The sequence below is a fragment of the Vibrio sp. 1402 genome, from assembly GCF_033340275.1.
The window spans coordinates 345787-363702 of the sequence record NZ_JAWOWE010000006.1 but is presented as its reverse complement, the minus strand read 5'-3'; the positions used below and the strand labels follow the sequence as shown (position 1 = coordinate 363702).

General features: G+C 45.0%; 18 protein-coding genes. 6 read left to right on the top strand and 12 right to left on the bottom strand.

Annotated features, from left to right (window positions below):
- Nucleotides 1-92: 92 nt before the first annotated feature.
- Together R7044_RS14470 and lpcA are read right to left on the bottom strand one after the other, a co-directional pair.
- Complete coding sequence (locus tag R7044_RS14470) at nt 93-938, bottom strand: class II glutamine amidotransferase (RefSeq protein WP_005385395.1); 846 nt, start codon at nt 936-938, stop codon at nt 93-95.
- A 51-nt stretch (nt 939-989) separates the two neighbouring features.
- A complete protein-coding gene (lpcA, locus tag R7044_RS14465; RefSeq protein ID WP_033905501.1) occupies nt 990-1565 on the bottom strand; it encodes a D-sedoheptulose 7-phosphate isomerase in 576 nt (191 codons plus the stop codon).
- Between the two features lie 376 nt (nt 1566-1941).
- Between lpcA and fadE the strand changes: the two genes are divergently transcribed.
- Nucleotides 1942-4386, top strand: a complete 2445-nt coding sequence (gene fadE / locus R7044_RS14460) for an acyl-CoA dehydrogenase FadE (protein ID WP_005385392.1) — start codon at nt 1942-1944, stop codon at nt 4384-4386.
- Nucleotides 4387-4588: 202 nt separating this feature from the next.
- On the top strand, nt 4589-6364 hold the full coding sequence (locus tag R7044_RS14455) for a SulP family inorganic anion transporter (RefSeq protein WP_005380390.1): 1776 nt from the start codon (nt 4589-4591) through the stop codon (nt 6362-6364).
- 73 nt (nt 6365-6437) lie between these two features.
- Here the strand turns inward: R7044_RS14455 and R7044_RS14450 are convergent, their stop codons facing one another.
- The 5 genes from R7044_RS14450 to dnaQ form a co-directional block, all read right to left on the bottom strand.
- The gene (locus R7044_RS14450) at nt 6438-6848 is read right to left on the bottom strand and encodes a GNAT family N-acetyltransferase (protein ID WP_033905502.1); all 411 of its coding nucleotides are present in this window, start codon (nt 6846-6848) and stop codon (nt 6438-6440) included.
- An 84-nt stretch (nt 6849-6932) separates the two neighbouring features.
- Nucleotides 6933-7325, bottom strand: coding sequence for a DUF1353 domain-containing protein (locus R7044_RS14445; RefSeq protein WP_033905503.1), 393 nt, complete (start codon nt 7323-7325; stop codon nt 6933-6935).
- Nucleotides 7326-7376: 51 nt separating this feature from the next.
- Nucleotides 7377-7934 (bottom strand): nucleotidyltransferase domain-containing protein, encoded by a 558-nt coding sequence (locus R7044_RS14440; RefSeq protein WP_053304069.1) that lies wholly within the window; start codon nt 7932-7934, stop codon nt 7377-7379.
- 202 nt (nt 7935-8136) lie between these two features.
- Entirely contained in the window at nt 8137-9387 is a 1251-nt protein-coding gene (locus R7044_RS14435) for a TIGR03503 family protein (RefSeq protein WP_025768253.1), read from the bottom strand.
- 8 nt (nt 9388-9395) lie between these two features.
- Complete coding sequence (gene dnaQ, locus R7044_RS14430; protein ID WP_017636047.1) at nt 9396-10118, bottom strand: DNA polymerase III subunit epsilon; 723 nt, start codon at nt 10116-10118, stop codon at nt 9396-9398.
- A 59-nt stretch (nt 10119-10177) separates the two neighbouring features.
- Here dnaQ and rnhA point away from each other — a divergent pair, with 59 nt between their 5' ends.
- The gene (rnhA, locus tag R7044_RS14425; RefSeq protein ID WP_005380384.1) at nt 10178-10642 is read left to right on the top strand and encodes a ribonuclease HI; all 465 of its coding nucleotides are present in this window, start codon (nt 10178-10180) and stop codon (nt 10640-10642) included.
- On the opposite strand, the gene R7044_RS14420 is transcribed toward rnhA, so the two are convergent.
- Nucleotides 10639-11385, bottom strand: a complete 747-nt coding sequence (locus R7044_RS14420) for a class I SAM-dependent methyltransferase (protein ID WP_017636046.1) — start codon at nt 11383-11385, stop codon at nt 10639-10641. The two genes, rnhA and R7044_RS14420, sit on opposite strands and share 4 nt — an antisense overlap.
- A 37-nt stretch (nt 11386-11422) precedes the next feature.
- Between R7044_RS14420 and gloB the strand changes: the two genes are divergently transcribed.
- The 3 genes from gloB (at nt 11423) to R7044_RS14405 (ending at nt 14702) form a co-directional block, all read left to right on the top strand.
- Entirely contained in the window at nt 11423-12181 is a 759-nt protein-coding gene (gene gloB, locus R7044_RS14415; protein ID WP_053304147.1) for a hydroxyacylglutathione hydrolase, read from the top strand.
- Between the two features lie 254 nt (nt 12182-12435).
- A complete protein-coding gene (locus R7044_RS14410) occupies nt 12436-14019 on the top strand; it encodes a LysM peptidoglycan-binding domain-containing protein (RefSeq protein ID WP_005391819.1) in 1584 nt (527 codons plus the stop codon).
- Nucleotides 14016-14702, top strand: coding sequence for a YIP1 family protein (locus R7044_RS14405; protein ID WP_033905504.1), 687 nt, complete (start codon nt 14016-14018; stop codon nt 14700-14702). The genes R7044_RS14410 and R7044_RS14405 overlap by 4 nt, the downstream gene beginning before the upstream one ends.
- 1 nt (nt 14703) lies before the next feature.
- Here R7044_RS14405 and R7044_RS14400 read toward each other — a convergent pair whose 3' ends face one another.
- From R7044_RS14400 to tilS, 4 genes are all read right to left on the bottom strand, one after another.
- On the bottom strand, nt 14704-15549 hold the full coding sequence (locus R7044_RS14400; RefSeq protein ID WP_172563516.1) for an endonuclease/exonuclease/phosphatase family protein: 846 nt from the start codon (nt 15547-15549) through the stop codon (nt 14704-14706).
- Nucleotides 15550-15689: 140 nt separating this feature from the next.
- Nucleotides 15690-16028, bottom strand: coding sequence for a nitrogen regulatory protein P-II (gene glnB / locus R7044_RS14395; protein ID WP_005380372.1), 339 nt, complete (start codon nt 16026-16028; stop codon nt 15690-15692).
- Nucleotides 16029-16214: 186 nt separating this feature from the next.
- A complete protein-coding gene (locus R7044_RS14390) occupies nt 16215-16529 on the bottom strand; it encodes a c-type cytochrome (RefSeq protein WP_017636043.1) in 315 nt (104 codons plus the stop codon).
- Nucleotides 16530-16599: 70 nt separating this feature from the next.
- Nucleotides 16600-17910 (bottom strand): tRNA lysidine(34) synthetase TilS, encoded by a 1311-nt coding sequence (gene tilS / locus R7044_RS14385; RefSeq protein WP_205390977.1) that lies wholly within the window; start codon nt 17908-17910, stop codon nt 16600-16602.
- Between the last annotated feature and the right edge of the window lie 6 nt (nt 17911-17916).

The following is a 17916-nucleotide window of genomic DNA, read 5'->3' as shown; positions in this document are numbered from 1 at the left end:
TTAAAATACAAAACGCCCGATGAAGTACATCGAGCGTTTTAGTTAAAAAGTGTCAACCCATATCAGGACGGGTCATTCAGAGTAAGAGACCATCACTCTAACGGTTCGGTTGGCGCTTGATTGCCTGGCTTAGCCGCCGCAAACGGCACATTTACCAGTTCAGAGGCATTATTTTTGACTAGTTCACCTAGGTGAAACAAGCCGTATTCGCCAGGTTTCATACGCTGCCAAGCTTCGTTGCCCGTCAAAGGTTGAGTTGCGATCACAGAAACGATGTCGTGTGGCGTTGTTTCTTCTTGGAAGTTAATTTCCACATCTTCATCAAGCAACGCGGCTTTTCCAAACGGTGCGCGTCTTGTGATCCAATACAAATGATTGGTGCAATACGTCATTACATACTCACCATCACTCAGAAGCATGTTAAATACACCCTTCTCTTTTAGCTCATCACAACATTTAGCAACATATAAGAATACCGACTCCATATCCTTTGGTGGCTCAGGATATCGATCTTCCATTTGCTTCAACAACCAGCAAAATGCCAGTTCACTATCTGTCTCACCGACAGGTCGATGTCGACCTGTATGCAAGTCTTGGTAGCCAGAGAGCTGACCGTTATGCGCAAACGTCCAATACCTACCCCACAGCTCACGTGTAAAGGGATGAGTATTTTCTAAATTAACACCACCACGATTCGCCTGTCGGATATGACTAACGACCGCACGACTTTTGATGGGATAATTTTGTACCAACTCTGCTATTTTAGACTCACAACTTGGTTTGGGATCTTTGAAGGTTCGAAAGCCCTTCCCTTCGTAGAAGGTGATCCCCCATCCGTCACGGTGTGGGCCGGTTCGACCTCCACGCTGCATGAGCCCAGTAAAACTGAAACAAATATCCGTTGGAACATTAGCGCTCATACCGAGCAATTCACACATGGCTTAAAAAACTCCCTAACAACACAGCTCGAAACGGTGGCCGTAAAACGGTTATTCCATCTCTTTTTCAATCAACTGGATGATGATATGAATAATCTTAATATGAACTTCCTGAATGCGGTCTGCATAACCAAAGTGTGGCACGCGGATTTCAATATCTGCAAGGCCTGCCATTTTGCCGCCATCTTTGCCTGTTAGCGCAATCGTCTTCATGCCTTTAGCTTGCGCTGCCTCAATCGCTTTCAGGATGTTACCTGAGTTACCTGACGTCGACAGACCAAACAGTACGTCACCTTTTCGACCAACCGCTTCTACATAACGTGAAAACACGAAGTCATAACCAAAGTCATTACTCACACAAGAAAGGTGGCTTGGATCTGAAATAGCAATACCAGCATAGCCAGGACGATTTTCTCGGTAACGGCCTGTTAGCTCTTCGGCAAAGTGCATTGAATCACAGTGAGAACCACCGTTACCACATGACAATACTTTACCATCTTGCTTGAATGAGTCAGCAATCATTTTCGCCGCTGCTTCGATTTGCGCAATGTTATGGTCATCGCTTAAAAATTTGTTGAGCACTTCAGCAGCTTCGTTTAATTCACTTCTAATCAGATCATGGTACATAAGACGTTCTCTTTATTATTTCGGCTTCAGTCAGCTCTTGACTCACTGAGCAAATTGTTCTGATACCAATTTGGTATCGGACATTTCATAAACCTGAACTCGGGTTTGATTACTCTGAGTTTACCCACAAACGAGAATTAGTGTCGATAGTGAACCAACAGATTTAGATTAGTGATGGTAATAAACTTGTCAACTTGCTCATGAAACCATCACTCAAATCTCAACTTTAGAATTTTAACTCTACTTAGATCACTTTTTATCCAATCTTATGTTTTACATTTCCTTAATATTTTGATTACACTTAAACCAACTGGTTAGACCTCTTACCTAACATACAGACGTACAAAACTTATAAAGTCTGAAAAGGAAAATACATATGGACATCTTGCTCTCAATCATCACGATGGCGATCGTGCTAGGCATTACGCTCTACCACCGCATGTCTCTCGTGAAATCTATTAGCTTACTCACCGCAGCCATGCTGGCTCTTACAGTAGCTGGTACTGTCGGCGTTATTGGTTGGGCTATTTACGTTCTCGCCGCAGCTGTGCTCGCGGTTCCTGGCGTACGTCAGTCTTTAATTAGCCGCAAAGCGTTAGTGCTTTTCAAGAAAGTGCTGCCAGCTATGTCTCAAACCGAAAAAGAAGCGTTAGACGCAGGTACCGTCTGGTGGGAAGCCGAACTATTTAAAGGCAAACCAGAGTGGCAAAAGCTACACGCAATTCAAGCACCTAAGTTAAGTGCGGAAGAACAAGCCTTTTTAGACGGCCCTGTGAATGAAGTGTGCGCCATGGTGAGTGATTTCCAAGTGACCCATGAACTCGCGGACTTACCGCCAGAAGTTTGGCAATACCTGAAAGATCATAAGTTCTTCGCCATGATCATTAAGAAAAAGTACGGTGGTCTTGAGTTCTCAGCATACGCGCAATCACTAGTACTACAAAAACTAACGGGTGTTTCTGGCGTTCTATCGTCTACCGTTGGTGTTCCTAACTCTTTGGGCCCAGGTGAGCTACTGCAACACTACGGTACTGAAGATCAAAAAAATCATTACTTACCGCGTCTAGCTGAAGGTAAGGAAATCCCTTGTTTCGCCCTAACAAGTCCAGAAGCGGGTTCTGACGCTGGATCTATTCCAGATTACGGTGTGGTCTGTAAAGGCGAATGGGAAGGAAAAGAAGTACTGGGTATGCGCCTGACTTGGAACAAGCGCTACATCACCCTAGCGCCAGTCGCAACGGTACTAGGCTTAGCATTTAAACTTCGCGATCCTGAAGGTTTGCTAGGCGACAAAGAAGATCTTGGCATCACTTGTGCGCTTATCCCAACTGATGTCAAAGGTGTTGAGATTGGTAACCGACACTTCCCGCTCAATGTACCATTCCAAAATGGTCCAACGCGCGGTAAAGACATCTTTGTTCCTATCGATTTCATTATCGGTGGTGAAAAAATGGCGGGCCAAGGTTGGCGTATGCTGGTTGAGTGTCTGTCGGTTGGACGTGGTATCACGCTACCTTCAAATTCAACAGGTGGCATCAAAACTGCGGCAATGGCAACCGGTGCTTACTCACGTATTCGCCGTCAGTTCAAACAGCCGATCGGCCATATGGAAGGAGTTGAAGAACCATTAGCACGCTTGGGTGGTAATGCTTACGTGATGGATGCAGCAAGCAACTTAACCGTTGCGGGTATCGACTTAGGTGAAAAACCTTCAGTTATCTCAGCTATCGTGAAGTATCACTGTACGCACCGCGGCCAGCAAAGCATCATCGATGCAATGGACATCGTAGGCGGTAAAGGTATCTGTATGGGACCTTCTAACTTCCTAGCTCGTGGTTACCAAGGTGCGCCAATCGCAGTAACGGTTGAGGGTGCTAACATTCTAACACGCTCAATGATCATCTTTGGCCAAGGCGCAATCCGTTGCCATCCGTACGTTCTTGAAGAAATGAACGCGGCGTATTCTGAAGCAAGTAATGCTGTCGAGAAATTTGATAAAGCGCTTGCTGGTCACGTGAGCTTTACAATGAGTAACCTAGTGCGCAGTATCTGGTTTGGTTTGAGCGACGGTCTGGGCTCTTCATCGCCAACCAAAGATGCAACCAAGCGTTACTACCAACAATTGAACCGCTACAGTGCAAACCTTGCCTTACTATCGGATATCTCGATGGCAGTGCTAGGTGGCTCTTTGAAGCGTAAAGAGCGTCTATCAGCGCGTCTTGGTGACATTCTAAGCCAGCTATATTTGAGCTCTGCGACGTTGAAACGTTTTGAGCAAGATGGCCGCCCAGTCGAAGATTTACCATTAGTACACTGGGGTCTACAAGACAGTTTGAAACAAGCGGAAGTGGCGGTAGACGAATTCTTAGCAAACTTCCCGAACAAAGTGATTGGTCGTGCACTGCGCGTGTTAATCATGCCATTCGGTCGTGTACGCAAAGCGCCAAGCGATAAACTAGACAGTAAAGTGGCGCGCATTCTACAAACGCCAAGTGCAACGCGCTCACGCATTGGTCGCGGTCAATACCTTGAACCAACCGAGCACAACGCAGCAGGTAAGATTGAGCTTGCGCTGTCAGTCATTCTTCAAGCTGAACCTGTGTTTGACAAAGTATGTAAAGCGCAGGGTAAGCGTCGCCCATTCTTACGTTTGGATATGATTGCTCAGGAAGGGCTAGAGCAAGGCTTTATCACGCAAGAAGAAGCCGATCTACTCAGAGAAGCGGAACAGCATCGTCTAGATACAATCAACGTTGACGATTTTGAGCCGGAACTGCTTGCCGCAAAGCCGCTATACCCTCAGATGGATAGTGTCGCGTAACTCTAGAATCTGAGATCACAAACGGGAGTATCAGCTCCCGTTTTTTATTGCTTCCAGAATCGGATTCATAACACCTCACACTACAAAGCCCCCCTGCGCAATAAAATCCTCGCACTCCAATCTTTTCCCCGATTTCCAGTGATAACTAACTCACAGACGTTCCAACTAAGCGGTGTATACTTTAAGTAACTCACTCACATATATGGTAAATCCGTTGGCTAAAATATTACTCGCACAGTGGTTCCCAGGGCTTGTTCAGCTTAAGCATTATCAAAAAGAATGGTTTGTTAACGACTTTAGAGCCGCCTTTTCTGTTGTCGCGGTTGCACTGCCAGTTGCCATAGCTTACGCACAATTAACTGGTGTATCCGCAATTGTCGGTCTGTATTCGTGTGTACTGCCAATGTTGGTTTACGCCATGATGGGCACATCTCGACAACTCATTGTCGGACCCGATGCAGCAACCTGTGCAGTGATTGCTGCTGTTGTGACACCACTTGCCGCAGGTGACCCCACAAAACATTGGCAGTTGGTTATGACCATGACAGCGATGACGGGGATTTGGTGTGTACTGGCAAGTCGTTTCAAGCTAGGGGTATTTGCAGATTTCCTTTCTCGTCCGATTCTTTTGGGTCTACTCAACGGTGTTGCTCTCACAATTATCGTTGGTCAGTTTGCGAAAGTAGTCGGTTTGAAATACGAGCAACGTTATTTACTGGAACGTTTATGGGAAGCTCCACAACGATTAACCGATCTTCATTGGCCTACTGTAACTCTGAGTATCGTGACAGTTGTCGTTTATTTGCTCACCAAACGCTACCGACCAACTTGGCCTGCTGCCATGCTGGCGATCCTCGTAACTACTGCGTCAGTTTGGTTTTTCCATTTACAAGAGATGGGCGTATCGGTTGTCGGACTCACTCAAGGTGGCTTCCCTCAGTTTCAAACACCGGAATTTGAGCTAGGTGAAGTTCGTGAACTAGTAGTCCCGGCGCTCAACCTTGCGATTGTCAGTTTTGTTAGCATGATGCTCACCGCCCGCAGTTTCGCGGCTAAAAACGGTTATGATATTGATGCAAATAAAGAGTTTCAGGCGTTGGGTTTTGCCAACATTGCCTCAGCGTTTTCACAAGGTTTCGCGATAAGCGGCGCTGACTCACGCACAGCCGTTAATGATGCAAATGGTGGTAAATCTCAATTAGTTTCGATTGTCGCTGCAATCACCATTGCCATTATTGCGGTATTTATTTATGAGCCTTTACAGTTCATCCCTATCGCTTCACTTGGTGTTGTATTGATCATTGCGTCCCTATCGCTGCTCGATCTTAAAGCAATTTGGAAATTAAAATCTCGTGACAAAGATGCATTTTATCTGGCCATCATTACTTTTATTTCTGTGTTGATCGTGGGTGTAATACCGGGGATCACTTTGGCGGTATTGCTAGGGCTGTTTCAATTTTTACGTATTGTCATGCGGCCGAGTGATCAGCTACTTGGCTTGGATGAAAAAGGCACCATTCGGACCATCGACGACTCAGGAAAAGCTTCGCCTATTCCTGGAATGGTGATTTACCGCTTTAACTCACCGCTAACTTACTTCAATGCTCCTTACTTTAAACGTAGAGTGTTAGAGCAGGCAGAGCATCACAAAGACGCAAGTTGCGTTGTCATCGACGCCGTGTCGAGCTTTACTCACTTGGATCTTAGTGTGATGGCAACACTGGCAGATATTCACAATACTTTGAAAAAGAGAGGCGTACGCTTAATCCTCGCAGGAAGGAAACGACGTCTTCGTCAATGGTGTGAGCTTACTGGTATCAGCACCAGTGAAGGAGGCATCTTACTGCGAGCTGATATGTACCTTGCCATTAAACTTAGTGGCTGTTACATCAGTGCTGTGGGTGAGGGACAAATTCCTACTGTTCAAAAAGAGCCTGATTTAGAGCAGCCACCCAAACCAATTCCAGAAGTGGCTTAAATACAAATTTAATATAGAAAACAGGAAATTAAACTCCTGTTTTCTAGTGCTTATCTTCACAGCTGAATACGTGTTACGCCTTTGGCTTAAACTTTTTTGTCATCCCTTGGCTTTTAGGAGCCACCAGCCTATAACCAAGCTTTTCGTAAAAGACCGGTTCATCAGCAATCATAGAAACGTAAGAGCCTTCAAGTGCAACAGATGAAAGATAACCGTCGATGTATTCCATGACTTTTCTACCTAAACCGTTGCCTTGATAATCAGAATCAACGGCAACGTCGACAATTTCGAAGTTACACGCCCCGTCACCAACAACCCGACCCATTGCAATGAGCTTTCCTTCATCCCGAACAGATACGCCATATAACGAATTGGGTAGACCAATTTCAGCAGCTTTCAACGATTTGGGTGATAGCCCGGCTTTGACACGCATATCATAGTATTCTTTCGGGCTTGGCACATGCTCTTCATATCTTATTGTCATTATGTACTACTCCTTTGTATCACCTTGGAGCTTACATAACTAAACTGTATAAATAAACAGTTAAACGTTGGAAAGATGTTCCCATTAAGCACACAAAGTATCAGGTCTAGAAAAGAAGCCACCGACAACTCTGACGCCATAATAGATATAAGTTGCTCTGAAGCTAGACATTCCTTTTTCTAAACATGTTTCTCTCAACAACGTATCCGCATGCTTTCGAGCACTTTGTGGCAACACCTCTTCCCTCATGAGTTGGTAAAGAGCATCATGCACTAAAGAAGCTTTCATAATGTTTTTTGTGTCTAACGCTGGCCCACTCGCTCCATCCCATGCATAGCCCTTTTTAATCGTTAACACGCCTTGTTTGGACAAACTAAGAAAAGGGCTGTCATACGCGTTACTCACTGAAATTTGAGTCTCAATCTTTTCTTCAGAATGGAGAGTGTATTTATACTTCTGACGCTTTTTGTATTTCATAACCTAACCGCCTAGCTAACTTCAGTGGGAGGAACGGAGATGACTCTCAAATTAGAGTTTCTCAGAGAGTTTTTTCAAATAGGACTTAGCAAGCTCATGGTTATCTCTGCTCAACCACTTAATACAATCAAAGAGTTCCCAGATCAGGCCTTGATCACCACTGGTATAAACTGGGAAATCTTCATGCTTTGGCGCAGGTTCATCAGTAACCATGCCCCCAATCACATCAGCTTTATCAAATAAAGTCTTAAATGGCTTAGAAAGTTTGAAGGGCTCACAGAGATCTAAACAATGAATCTCTGCACTGGTTAGGTCATTAAAAATGTATTTTTTGAAACACGCATTTTCGTTGTGCTCTCCCTCAAGGCGATAAAAAATATCTTTATTAGCTTCAAACTGGGTAAAGCAAGGCTCTGAGGCTTTATGGAAGTTGTTTTGAGTAAATACAACAACATCAGCGTCCGAAATACGGTCACCTTGTCCTGATGACAAGGAGCCAAGCAATACCGCGGCAACAACGTCTTTTTCAGAACAAAAGGCATCATAAGCTGACTCAACCAAGGCCTTTTGTCGTGGTAAATGTTCTAGTCCTAACTCTCCAATTGTCATAACTCACTCCGTCGATACGCACTAAAATCAAGTCGAAACGTAAAGAGTATCATGCGAGCTTTATTATGATTAATCAACGTTAAATCATGGTGTTACTTTAAAATAAAATGATTAATGACCATGAGAAGCATCAAACTCTGTCTCAAACTTAAACTGAAAAAACGGAGCCGATTGGCTCCGTTTCTCGCTTTATGTGTTACTACTATTTCTTTGGTACTTCTAATTGCATCTCTGGCATGGCATCGCGCTTCGCTTTAATTTTGCGCCAGACTATCCATGCAATGATCACAATCAGCAGCATTATCAAATTACCCACCGCGATAATAATCATGCTGCGCTTACGCTCAGCCTCTCGCTCAGCGATAATTTGCTTTTCCATTTCAATACGGCGCTGTTCGGCTAATTCAGCTTCTTTTGCAATTCGAGCAGCTTCTAGATCAACTTCATCAACAACACTGAAGGTTTGCTCTGGGATAGGAAACACCAACGAGCGCTGAGTTGCAAAATCAGTGGCAAAGATCTCGCCGCGCCATGCGTACTTACCAAGCTCAGCATCGTTATTGAGGTTCAACGTAACTCTCATTCCATCTTTAGAGACCTGTCCTTGGCTGTAACTAATGAAACCATCGGGAGCGTCCTTTTTCACTGTGACTGCAATAGAGCCTGGTGCAATCATACCTTGCTCGCCACTCACCACTAATTGGTGTGGCTTATCGGGATTACGAGCCTGAATAAAAGTACGAGAGATTGGGTTCGGATAAACCAAGATGACTTGCTCTTGCGCTCGTAAGAATACGCCATTGCCAGACGTGATGCGCGCACGGTACTTACCAGGCTCAACGTCTATTGGGAGCTGAACCGTGAACACTCCATCCCCTGCTTTTTCATCCAAGCCTCGGCCGTCATCAGAAAACTCACCCACAACCATCGGCACTGGACGTGCTTCTTTGATCAGCTCATCTTCATTTTCGACAAACTTGGTAAATGTCACGCGCAGATTCACGCGATCAAGGAAGTCGCGCAGTACAAGAGGTTTGCCGTCGGAGGTCAGGCGAGCTGTAAACTTAAGCGCTTCCCCATTATATAATCGGTTTGGGAACAGATCCGTACTGAGCTTTAGGTGAGAAATTAAGCGGATGTTATTTTTAGGCGTAACTTTCCCCACAGCCTGCCATGGACCTGGCATAGGGTTATCAACGGAAATAATATCGAGTGAGGCTTCTTGATACCAACGTACATTGTCGTAAGAGCCCCAAGCATAGTATTTTTTACCGTCAGGACGGACTAAAACAACTGGCTGAGAACTTTGCTCACGATAAACCAAAAACGTGATCTGCTCGATGGTTGGATCAACTCGAAAGCGATTGTCTAACAAAGACATTGTAGATTCACTCGCAGCACTCGAGAGACTACTCCATATCGCTAAAAACGCGACCAACAAAGCCCTCAACATAGCTTCTCCTATTGATGCCAAATACAGTTGTTCACCAACTCTAATCTTTTTTGGTGAGCTTCTAGTTCATCGGCACTTGCGCGCAAAACCTTTAGCGCTTTTCTTCCTTCAATACGACGAATGGTTTCTACCCCACCCTCTTGTTTATTCGCGTTAAATTCTAGACTCGTTTGACCACCCGTCATAAAGAGGTAAACGTCGGCTAGAATCTCCGCATCGAGCAAAGCTCCGTGGAGTGTACGGTGCGAGTTATCAATACCGTAACGTTCACATAAGATATCAAGGTTGTTTCGCTTACCAGGGAAGATTTTCTTCGCCATAGCAAGAGTATCGGTCACCTTGCAGTAGTCGTCCGTTTTGCCGATGTTAGGATCGAGCATGCCAAACTCGTAATCCATAAAGCCGGTATCGAAGGGCGCGTTGTGGGCAACAAGTTCTGCGCCTTTAATAAACTCAAGAAACTCTTGGTGCACGCTCGCGTATTCCGGTTTATCAACCAAGAATTCATCCGTAATACCGTGAACTTCAACCGCTTCTGGTTGGATTTCACGATCGGGTTTTAAATAAACGTGGAAGTGACGACCAGTCAGCTTACGGTTGATGATCTCCACGGCACCGATTTCAATAATGCGGTGTCCCATGTAGTGAGGACCACCCTCGCGGTTCATACCTGTGGTTTCGGTATCGAGAACGACAATGCGGTTATATTCAGAATTGCTGCTGGTATTCATAAGGTTATGTATGTCAGACTATGCTTTATTAAATGTTTCGGCTAATAGTACCAAAAAATATGACCAAACACGTTGAGATTTTCACTGACGGTTCTTGTTTAGGTAACCCAGGACCAGGTGGTTACGGCATAGTATTGCGTTACAAAGACGTAGAAAAGACACTTTCCAAAGGCTATACGTTAACTACCAACAACCGCATGGAAATGTTGGCGGCTGTCGTCGCGCTACAGACGTTAAAACAACCTTGTAAAGTCACTTTAACGACTGACAGCCAATATGTGCGCCAAGGTATTACTCAGTGGATCCATAACTGGAAGAAGCGTGGTTGGAAAACAGCGGATAAAAAACCCGTGAAGAATGCCGATTTATGGCAAGCTCTAGACAAAGAAACCGCACGCCATCAAGTTGAATGGCATTGGGTAAAAGGCCACGCGGGCCATCGTGAGAACGAAATGTGTGATGAGCTAGCCCGGACTGCTGCAGAAAACCCAACTGAGGAAGATACAGGTTACCAACCCTCTTAGCGAGATTCTTTCCTCATAGTGTTACCCTCTCGATTCATCACCCCAAGTGGTGTGAGCTTTTTCTTCAAGCGCCAATGCGGTTTGATAGGCTTGAGAGGGTATGTCCGTTTCCGTGCGACTATGTAATACAAACTCCCAGCGGGTGATGCCCAATCACCAAGACTATTTTCCAACCATGTCCACATCGTACGGTAACGTTTCATCGGAAACAGCGCATAACGATCACAATGAATCACTTGATAATTAAGTAACCCTAACCAATCTTTGATGCGGTTCGACGTAAACATTCGTCCACTCCAAGGCAAATTATGTTTACGCCATGGAAGCAAACTCGCTAATCCAGTCAAGCTTAATGGGTTGAATCCAGTAATAATTACATAGCCATCATCCATCATCACTCTATCGACTTCACGCAACAAACGGTGTGGATCGCTTGCATAGTCGAGCTGATGAGCGAGTATCACAACATCAAAGCTTTTTTCCAAAAAGGGTAATTCGTAACCATCTGCAATCACATTATGCAACGGGTTCTGGATATCTACGTTGACTTGGTGTTGAATGTTACAATTACAGCTGGTTAGCTCACAGCTCAACCCGCCCAGTTTGAGCATATGGTAGCCGAAGAGTTTCGGGCACCATTCATCAAGTCGGGTCTGGATTGACTCAAGCACCCACGGACCGTTGTTCATTGCTGACCAAGTCGACGGGTGTGGTATAGTTTTGTTGCTGAGTGCTGGTTTCATTAACCACCTGACTAAAATGGGTGACGGAGAACGAATCGTGTTAGAGATCAAAAGCATACCCGCATTTAATGATAATTACATCTGGCTGATACAAAATAACGATAAGCGCTGCGCAGTCGTTGATCCGGGCGATGCGAAGCCAGTATTAGAATTTCTGCAGGCTAACGAATTAACTTTAGAAGCGATTTTAATTACGCACCACCACAACGATCACATTGGTGGCGTTCCAGACTTAGTGCGTGCCTTTCCCGAAGTCGCCGTTGTGGGCCCAAAATCAGAGCCAATTCCAACCCTAACAACACCAATGGAAGAAGGCGACAAACTGGAGTTGTTTGGTGAGATTTTCTTAGTACTTGGGTTACCAGGCCATACTTTGGGCCATATCGGTTACGTTGGAGACGGAAAACTGTTTTGCGGTGATGTGCTCTTTTCCGCTGGCTGTGGTCGTATTTTTGAAGGTACGCCTGAGCAAATGTTTGAATCACTGAGTAAACTAACGTCTCTACCAGAAGAAACTCAAGTCTTCTGCGCACATGAATACACGGCGAGTAACGTGGCGTTTGCTCTAGCGGTTGAACCTGACAATGAGCAACTTCGCCAATATCGCGACGATGTAAACCGACTGCGAGCACTCAACATTCCGACACTTCCAACAACAATACGCAAAGAAAAGTGGATTAATCCGTTCTTGCGAACCTCTAACCCTGACGTGGTTCAATCTGTTGCTAGTCGCATTAAAAATAGCGATCCATGCTCGGTTTTTACTGCTTTACGCGAGTGGAAGAACGAATTTTAACCATTTTCTGCTTGTAAGTTTGCAAGACCCCAGTATTATCAGGGGCTGATTTTTCGAGAAGCGCCACTGGCGCTTCTCTTACGTTTGGGGTTGATATAAATCTATTTGAATTTCTCCCCATTGCATAATTAGAAGCTCTTTGCCTCTATAAATTAGTTAGTGTTTAAAAGATGTCTATTATCTTGCGACTGCCACGCACATTACGTTGCGCGACAGGCAGGTGAAGATAAACAGGCCCTAAATAGGCTGAATCCATGCGTTTGAAGTATACTTGGGCGTTGGCGTTGTTATTATCTGGCTGTCAATTGACTCAGTCAGATTCAACGTCTTCTACACCAGAAACCAATAAATCTGAGCAGACTGCAAAGCAAAATGCAGTAAAAGCTCAACCGGGCAATAAATCGTCACTAGCAAAAAAATCCGCTAACGACGCGCCTAAAGTTCTCTCCCCCCAAGAACAAGAAGATGTGTGGCAACGTATCGCCATGCAGCTGGACATGGATATCCCAAACCACAAGAAAGTGGACTACTACCGTACGTGGTATTTAAAGCACCCAAATCACCTTTACACGGTATCTAAGCGTGCGACTCCTTTTCTATACATGATCACAAAACGTATCGAAGAGCGCGGACTCCCAATGGAGCTTGCATTACTTCCTGTAGTGGAAAGTTCATTCGATGCCTTTGCCTACTCACATGGTAGCGCGGCTGGGTTGTGGCAATTTGTCCCAGGCACCGGAAAAATGATGGGATTAGAGCAAAACTACTGGTATGACGGTCGCAGAGATGTGGCAGCAGCAACGGATGCAGCGCTGGACTACCTAGTACAACTAAACGAGCGTTTTGATGGTAACTGGGAACATGCAATCGCCGCTTATAACAGCGGTGGAGGCCGAGTTTCTAGCGCAATTCGTAAGAATAAAAAGCTCGGTAAACCTATCGATTTCTTCTCATTAGACTTACCAAAAGAGACCAGCAGTTACGTTCCTAAGCTATTGGCCTTGGCTGACGTTATCGCAAACCAAGACAAGTACGGACTTAATATTCCTGCAATTCCAAACAAGCCTGTTCTAACGCTTGTTGATCCAGAAGAGCAGTTAGATCTGGCTATTGCCGCAGATTATGCCGGCATTAGCGTAAAAGAGTTGCAGAGTTACAACCCAGCATACAACCAGTGGTCGACAGCGCCTGAGGGGCCGCACCAACTTTTGATTCCCGTAGAGAAAAAAGAGACTTTTCTCACCAAGGTGGAGAAAAATCGCGGTAAAGGGATGAAGGTCGCTCGCTACAAGGTGAAATCTGGCGACTCTTTAAGCGTGCTAGCTAATAAATACGGCACAACCACGAAAGTCATTCGACGTGCCAACGGCCTATCGAATAACAATATTCGTATTGGTCAATACCTGTTGATTCCGACATCAACAAAAGACGATGCAAAATACGCATTAACGGCACAAAACCGATTAAACAAGACTCAATCTCGTGCTCGTGGTCAACTCAAGCTCACCCATGTCGTTCAGTCTGGAGAAAGTTTGTGGTCAATCGCACGTAACAATAAAGTGTCGTATAAATCGTTAGCTAAATGGAATGGTATGAGCCCTAAAGATCCATTGCGTGTGGGTCAAAAGCTAGTGATATGGAAGGACTCAGACAAAGGTTCTGTGATCCGTACCGTTTTCTACAACGTTCGCTCTGGCGACACCATTAGCGGCATTGCAAGCAAGTTCAAAGTAAAAACAAACGACATCGTGAAATGGAACTCGCTACACAAGAAAAAATACTTACAACCAGGTCAAAAGCTTAAGTTGTACGTTGACGTAACGAAGGTAAGTGTATGAACCCATCAAGCAATCCACTTGTGATGCTGTTGGACATTTTTCGTTCTCCAACATCTTGTTTTCTCGCGCTTTATCAACGCGGTGGATGGGGATGGCAACCGTTCATCTTCCTGATGCTTAGTCCGTTTTTATTCTGGGGTGCTTACTTTTCGAATGTCGATTTCACGTGGCTCAGTGACCAACTTGCTGCGCAATTTCAGCAAATCGACCCGAAGCAGATTGAGCTATTAGAACCAAACACGCTAATGGCAAGCGCGATCATCAATGATGTATTCAACCGCTTTGCCACCTTAATATTGCTCGCGCTTTGGTTCTTTCTTGCAACAAAGGCAAGCAAACAACAATACGGTTACTGGAAATGGTTTGCCGCATCGTGTGCTATCTTATTCCCAGCAGTATTGGGCGATGTAGCAAGCTACGCGAGCTTGCTACTCAAGCATGGTCAGGTAATGACTTACGCTGCCGATTTAAATAGCCTCAATGGTCTATTAAAGCTGCCTCTTACTAACGAATGGTCTCATTTCGCTAGCTCGTTACCTTTGCTTCTGCCTTGGTACATTGTGCTCGGCTACGGCGTTGTACTGACGTGGACGGAGTTTGAACGTGGCCAAGCTTTGGTGATTGCAAGCCTGCCATGGGTATTCTTCTACGTTATTTGGGCACTTTATATTGTGGTAACCTAAGCTAGTCATTTAACGTAAATGACAATAACAATGGGTTATGATCGGAAGCGTCGCTCTGCGGCGCTTTTGCGTACTTAAGCGTCAGACCTCGGTAAAACACATGGTCCAGTGGTAACCCTGTTATAAATTGGACTCGATGATCCGGCAAGAACGTCACCTCTTGTAAGTCCGCAGCCTTTAAGGCCTGCCTCATCGCATTAACGCGAGATTCACTCCAGCTATTGAAGTCTCCAGCAAATAGAATTGGCCCCACATGATGCTTTAAAAGCATTTCAAGCGCCGTTAACTGAGATACATACTCTTTTGTACCCACGGTGAAGTTAATCGCATGTACATTCACCACTGCGAGTTTCTCGCCATTACTCAAGTGATACTGGCTATATAATGCAGACTTAGGTAAGCGAAGCCACGGCTCTTTAGAGGTGTAAGCGCAGGCTTTTTCTGGTTGCCCTTGAGCAATACTAATTACACCGGCACCGCTACCCAGCGCCTTAAAAGCACTCACTTGATTACTAACCCAGCGACCATCCACCAACCACTGTTTAAATGATGGTGTCATGCTGGCTTCTTGCAATAACAGTAACTGCTTATCAGCAGAAAACTCATCGAGTGCACGTTGCCAATTCGTTCGGTTCTGTTTGTAGATATTCCAGACAAGTACATTGATTTCACCGCCCTGATCCAAAGCTTTTGAGCCGCTAAATTCGATACACCTAATATCCTGCGTCAACTCTGAGCCTGTTTGAGTAATGATTTGCGGCTGATCTGGTACGGTGAAAATAACTTGGAAGCCGACCAATACCGCCATAATAAGAAAAGCTAACGCCAGAAAAAAACGCTTAAACATACGACAAACCTGAATGTAGGCACCCGAAATCTAGAACAACCAATCTCGGGTTAAATGATTTCACTAATAAGCAAACAACAAAAAAGGAGCCACTTGGCTCCCTTTTAGCATAATAAATACGAAACAAGTGACAAGAAACCTTAGATCGCGTCTTCGTCTTCTTCACCAGTACGAATACGAACCACACGCTCAATATCAGTGACGAATATTTTACCATCACCAATCTTACCAGTTTGCGCGGTTTCAATGATTGTCTCTACGCATTTATCAGCCACATCTTCCGTTACAACGATTTCGAGCTTCACTTTAGGTAGAAAGTCCACCATGTACTCTGCACCACGGTAAAGCTCGGTGTGACCTTTTTGGCGACCAAAGCCTTTCACTTCAGAGACGGTCATCCCTGTAATGCCAACTTCAGCTAGCGCTTCTCGAACATCATCCAGTTTAAATGGCTTGATAATCGCTTCAATTTTTTTCATGTTCATCCCTTAAGCTTCAATCGATTGCGCTTATTATCGTTTAGCGTTTCGCAACATTCAATGTTTGTCTCTGATCCACCAGCGAAAATCCAGGCTGAGCAAATTAACATAGCGAATATCGTGAGTTGATAAAACCCAATGAGGACTGCTCAATGCCCAATCGTCCAAGCTTTTTCAGACTCGCGTTTACTTCAAACTTGCGTAGTAAGCCGCTAGGTTAGCGATATCTTCATCAGACAACAATGAAGCTTGAGCTTGCATCACAGCAGCAAGCCCACCTGTTCGCTCTTTATTTTTATAAGCTTTAATTGAACTGATAATATATTGCTCATTTTGCCCTTTCAGATTTGGGTAACCCGGAATGACAGCAATACCATCAGCGCCATGACACGCCGCGCATACTCCCGACTTTGCTTGACCTGCTGCAGCATCTCCCGCAGCTAGAGCCTGCCCACTGAACATGGTTAACGCCACCATTGCACCCATGATTGTTTTCTTCATTGCTTCACCTAATCAATTATTATTTAAGGATTTTTATATTTTATAATCGACATTGTGGCATGAATTTTCATTACCTGCGCCAAATAAGTTCACAATCTTGACCATTAAACGCCTGATCAACGAACAGATCTGCCACAGCAACGACTCGGTCTTGGTACATTAAAATCGGAATTTGACGACGCAGCCAGCTTGGCACATTGTATTCTTGGAATAACTTCTTCAGTTTTCGACTGTGATTACGCGTGGTTGGATGCGCTGATAAGCCTTCCGGATTGAAGGTCACGCGAAGCAATTCTGGCTGACTCGGTAGCGCAATCGTTGCGTTACTAGAACTCGTCGTTAAGGTCAGCTCCCCGAGTCCCTCAGGCAGCGACAAAGTCGCATCAACTTGAATCGTACTTTGCCACTTAGTGACATCAGCCGTTTCCGTTACCCAATAGAGACGATTTCGAAAACGGCGCACTTCACCTTGTTTAAGTTGTAGTTTGGGGTTGGCATCTTGCTGAGCTAATGCGACTTCATTCCAGATAAGATTGAGTTGTACCTGAGTCGGCATACTAGTATTAAGCTTAGCCAGCCACATACGAATCAAGCGCGCACGCGCTAATCCACTGTGCTTAGCCAGTTCTTCAATACTCAAACTTAGATCCGTTTGTAAAGCGCGTTCAAACACCGCGCTCAATAGTTCATCCAATAGCGCTTCTTGTTGAGCACATAAACTTGCACTGCGCTGAACCGCTTGATGGATACTCGGCCAGCGACCAGACAATTCAGGAATAACACAATGACGAAGAAAGTTACGATCATAACGGGTATCTTGATTGCTTTCGTCTTCCACCCACTCCAAGCCTAATTTAGTAGCGGCTTCTTCGATGGTCTTCCGCTTGATAGTAAGCAATGGTCGAACTAGAGATCCGCAAGAAAACGGCATACTCTCCGCCATCGAAGATAACCCTTTTGGCCCGCTGCCTCGCTTAAGAGCAAGGAGAAAAGTCTCTAGTTGATCATCAGCATGTTGGCCGGTCAACAGTATATCGCCTTCTTGAACGTACTTAGTTAAGGCTTGATAGCGAGCTTCACGAGCAAGAAGTTCAATACTTTCACCATTGCTGATGTCTAAGCTCACTCGCTCAATCGAGCATGATATCCCCACTTGTTTTGCCCACAGTAGGCATTTATCAGCCCAATCATCGGCATTCGAGCTCAAACCATGGTGCACATATACGGCGTGGCACTCTATCGAATGCGCTTGTTGATAGCGACTGAGTAATTCGAGTAAAAGACGTGAATCCACTCCTCCGCTAAACGCCAAGACAACCTTAGTGCCTGATTGATAGTAGCGGCCGAGAACTTGAGCAAAATGCAGGTAAAGCGATTCCATAAGCGA

Coding starts and splice junctions, on each gene's coding strand:
- R7044_RS14440 (WP_053304069.1), bottom strand. CDS start 7,934: ATGACAATTGGAGAGTTAGGACTAGAACATTTACCACGACAAAAGGCC.
- R7044_RS14390 (WP_017636043.1), bottom strand. CDS start 16,529: ATGAAGAAAACAATCATGGGTGCAATGGTGGCGTTAACCATGTTCAGT.
- R7044_RS14410 (WP_005391819.1), top strand. CDS start 12,436: ATGCGTTTGAAGTATACTTGGGCGTTGGCGTTGTTATTATCTGGCTGT.
- R7044_RS14405 (WP_033905504.1), top strand. CDS start 14,016: ATGAACCCATCAAGCAATCCACTTGTGATGCTGTTGGACATTTTTCGT.
- rnhA (WP_005380384.1), top strand. CDS start 10,178: ATGACCAAACACGTTGAGATTTTCACTGACGGTTCTTGTTTAGGTAAC.
- lpcA (WP_033905501.1), bottom strand. CDS start 1,565: ATGTACCATGATCTGATTAGAAGTGAATTAAACGAAGCTGCTGAAGTG.
- R7044_RS14455 (WP_005380390.1), top strand. CDS start 4,589: ATGGTAAATCCGTTGGCTAAAATATTACTCGCACAGTGGTTCCCAGGG.
- R7044_RS14450 (WP_033905502.1), bottom strand. CDS start 6,848: ATGACAATAAGATATGAAGAGCATGTGCCAAGCCCGAAAGAATACTAT.
- R7044_RS14470 (WP_005385395.1), bottom strand. CDS start 938: ATGTGTGAATTGCTCGGTATGAGCGCTAATGTTCCAACGGATATTTGT.
- glnB (WP_005380372.1), bottom strand. CDS start 16,028: ATGAAAAAAATTGAAGCGATTATCAAGCCATTTAAACTGGATGATGTT.
- tilS (WP_205390977.1), bottom strand. CDS start 17,910: ATGGAATCGCTTTACCTGCATTTTGCTCAAGTTCTCGGCCGCTACTAT.
- R7044_RS14445 (WP_033905503.1), bottom strand. CDS start 7,325: ATGAAATACAAAAAGCGTCAGAAGTATAAATACACTCTCCATTCTGAA.
- R7044_RS14420 (WP_017636046.1), bottom strand. CDS start 11,385: ATGAAACCAGCACTCAGCAACAAAACTATACCACACCCGTCGACTTGG.
- R7044_RS14435 (WP_025768253.1), bottom strand. CDS start 9,387: ATGTTGAGGGCTTTGTTGGTCGCGTTTTTAGCGATATGGAGTAGTCTC.
- fadE (WP_005385392.1), top strand. CDS start 1,942: ATGGACATCTTGCTCTCAATCATCACGATGGCGATCGTGCTAGGCATT.
- dnaQ (WP_017636047.1), bottom strand. CDS start 10,118: ATGAATACCAGCAGCAATTCTGAATATAACCGCATTGTCGTTCTCGAT.
- R7044_RS14400 (WP_172563516.1), bottom strand. CDS start 15,549: ATGTTTAAGCGTTTTTTTCTGGCGTTAGCTTTTCTTATTATGGCGGTA.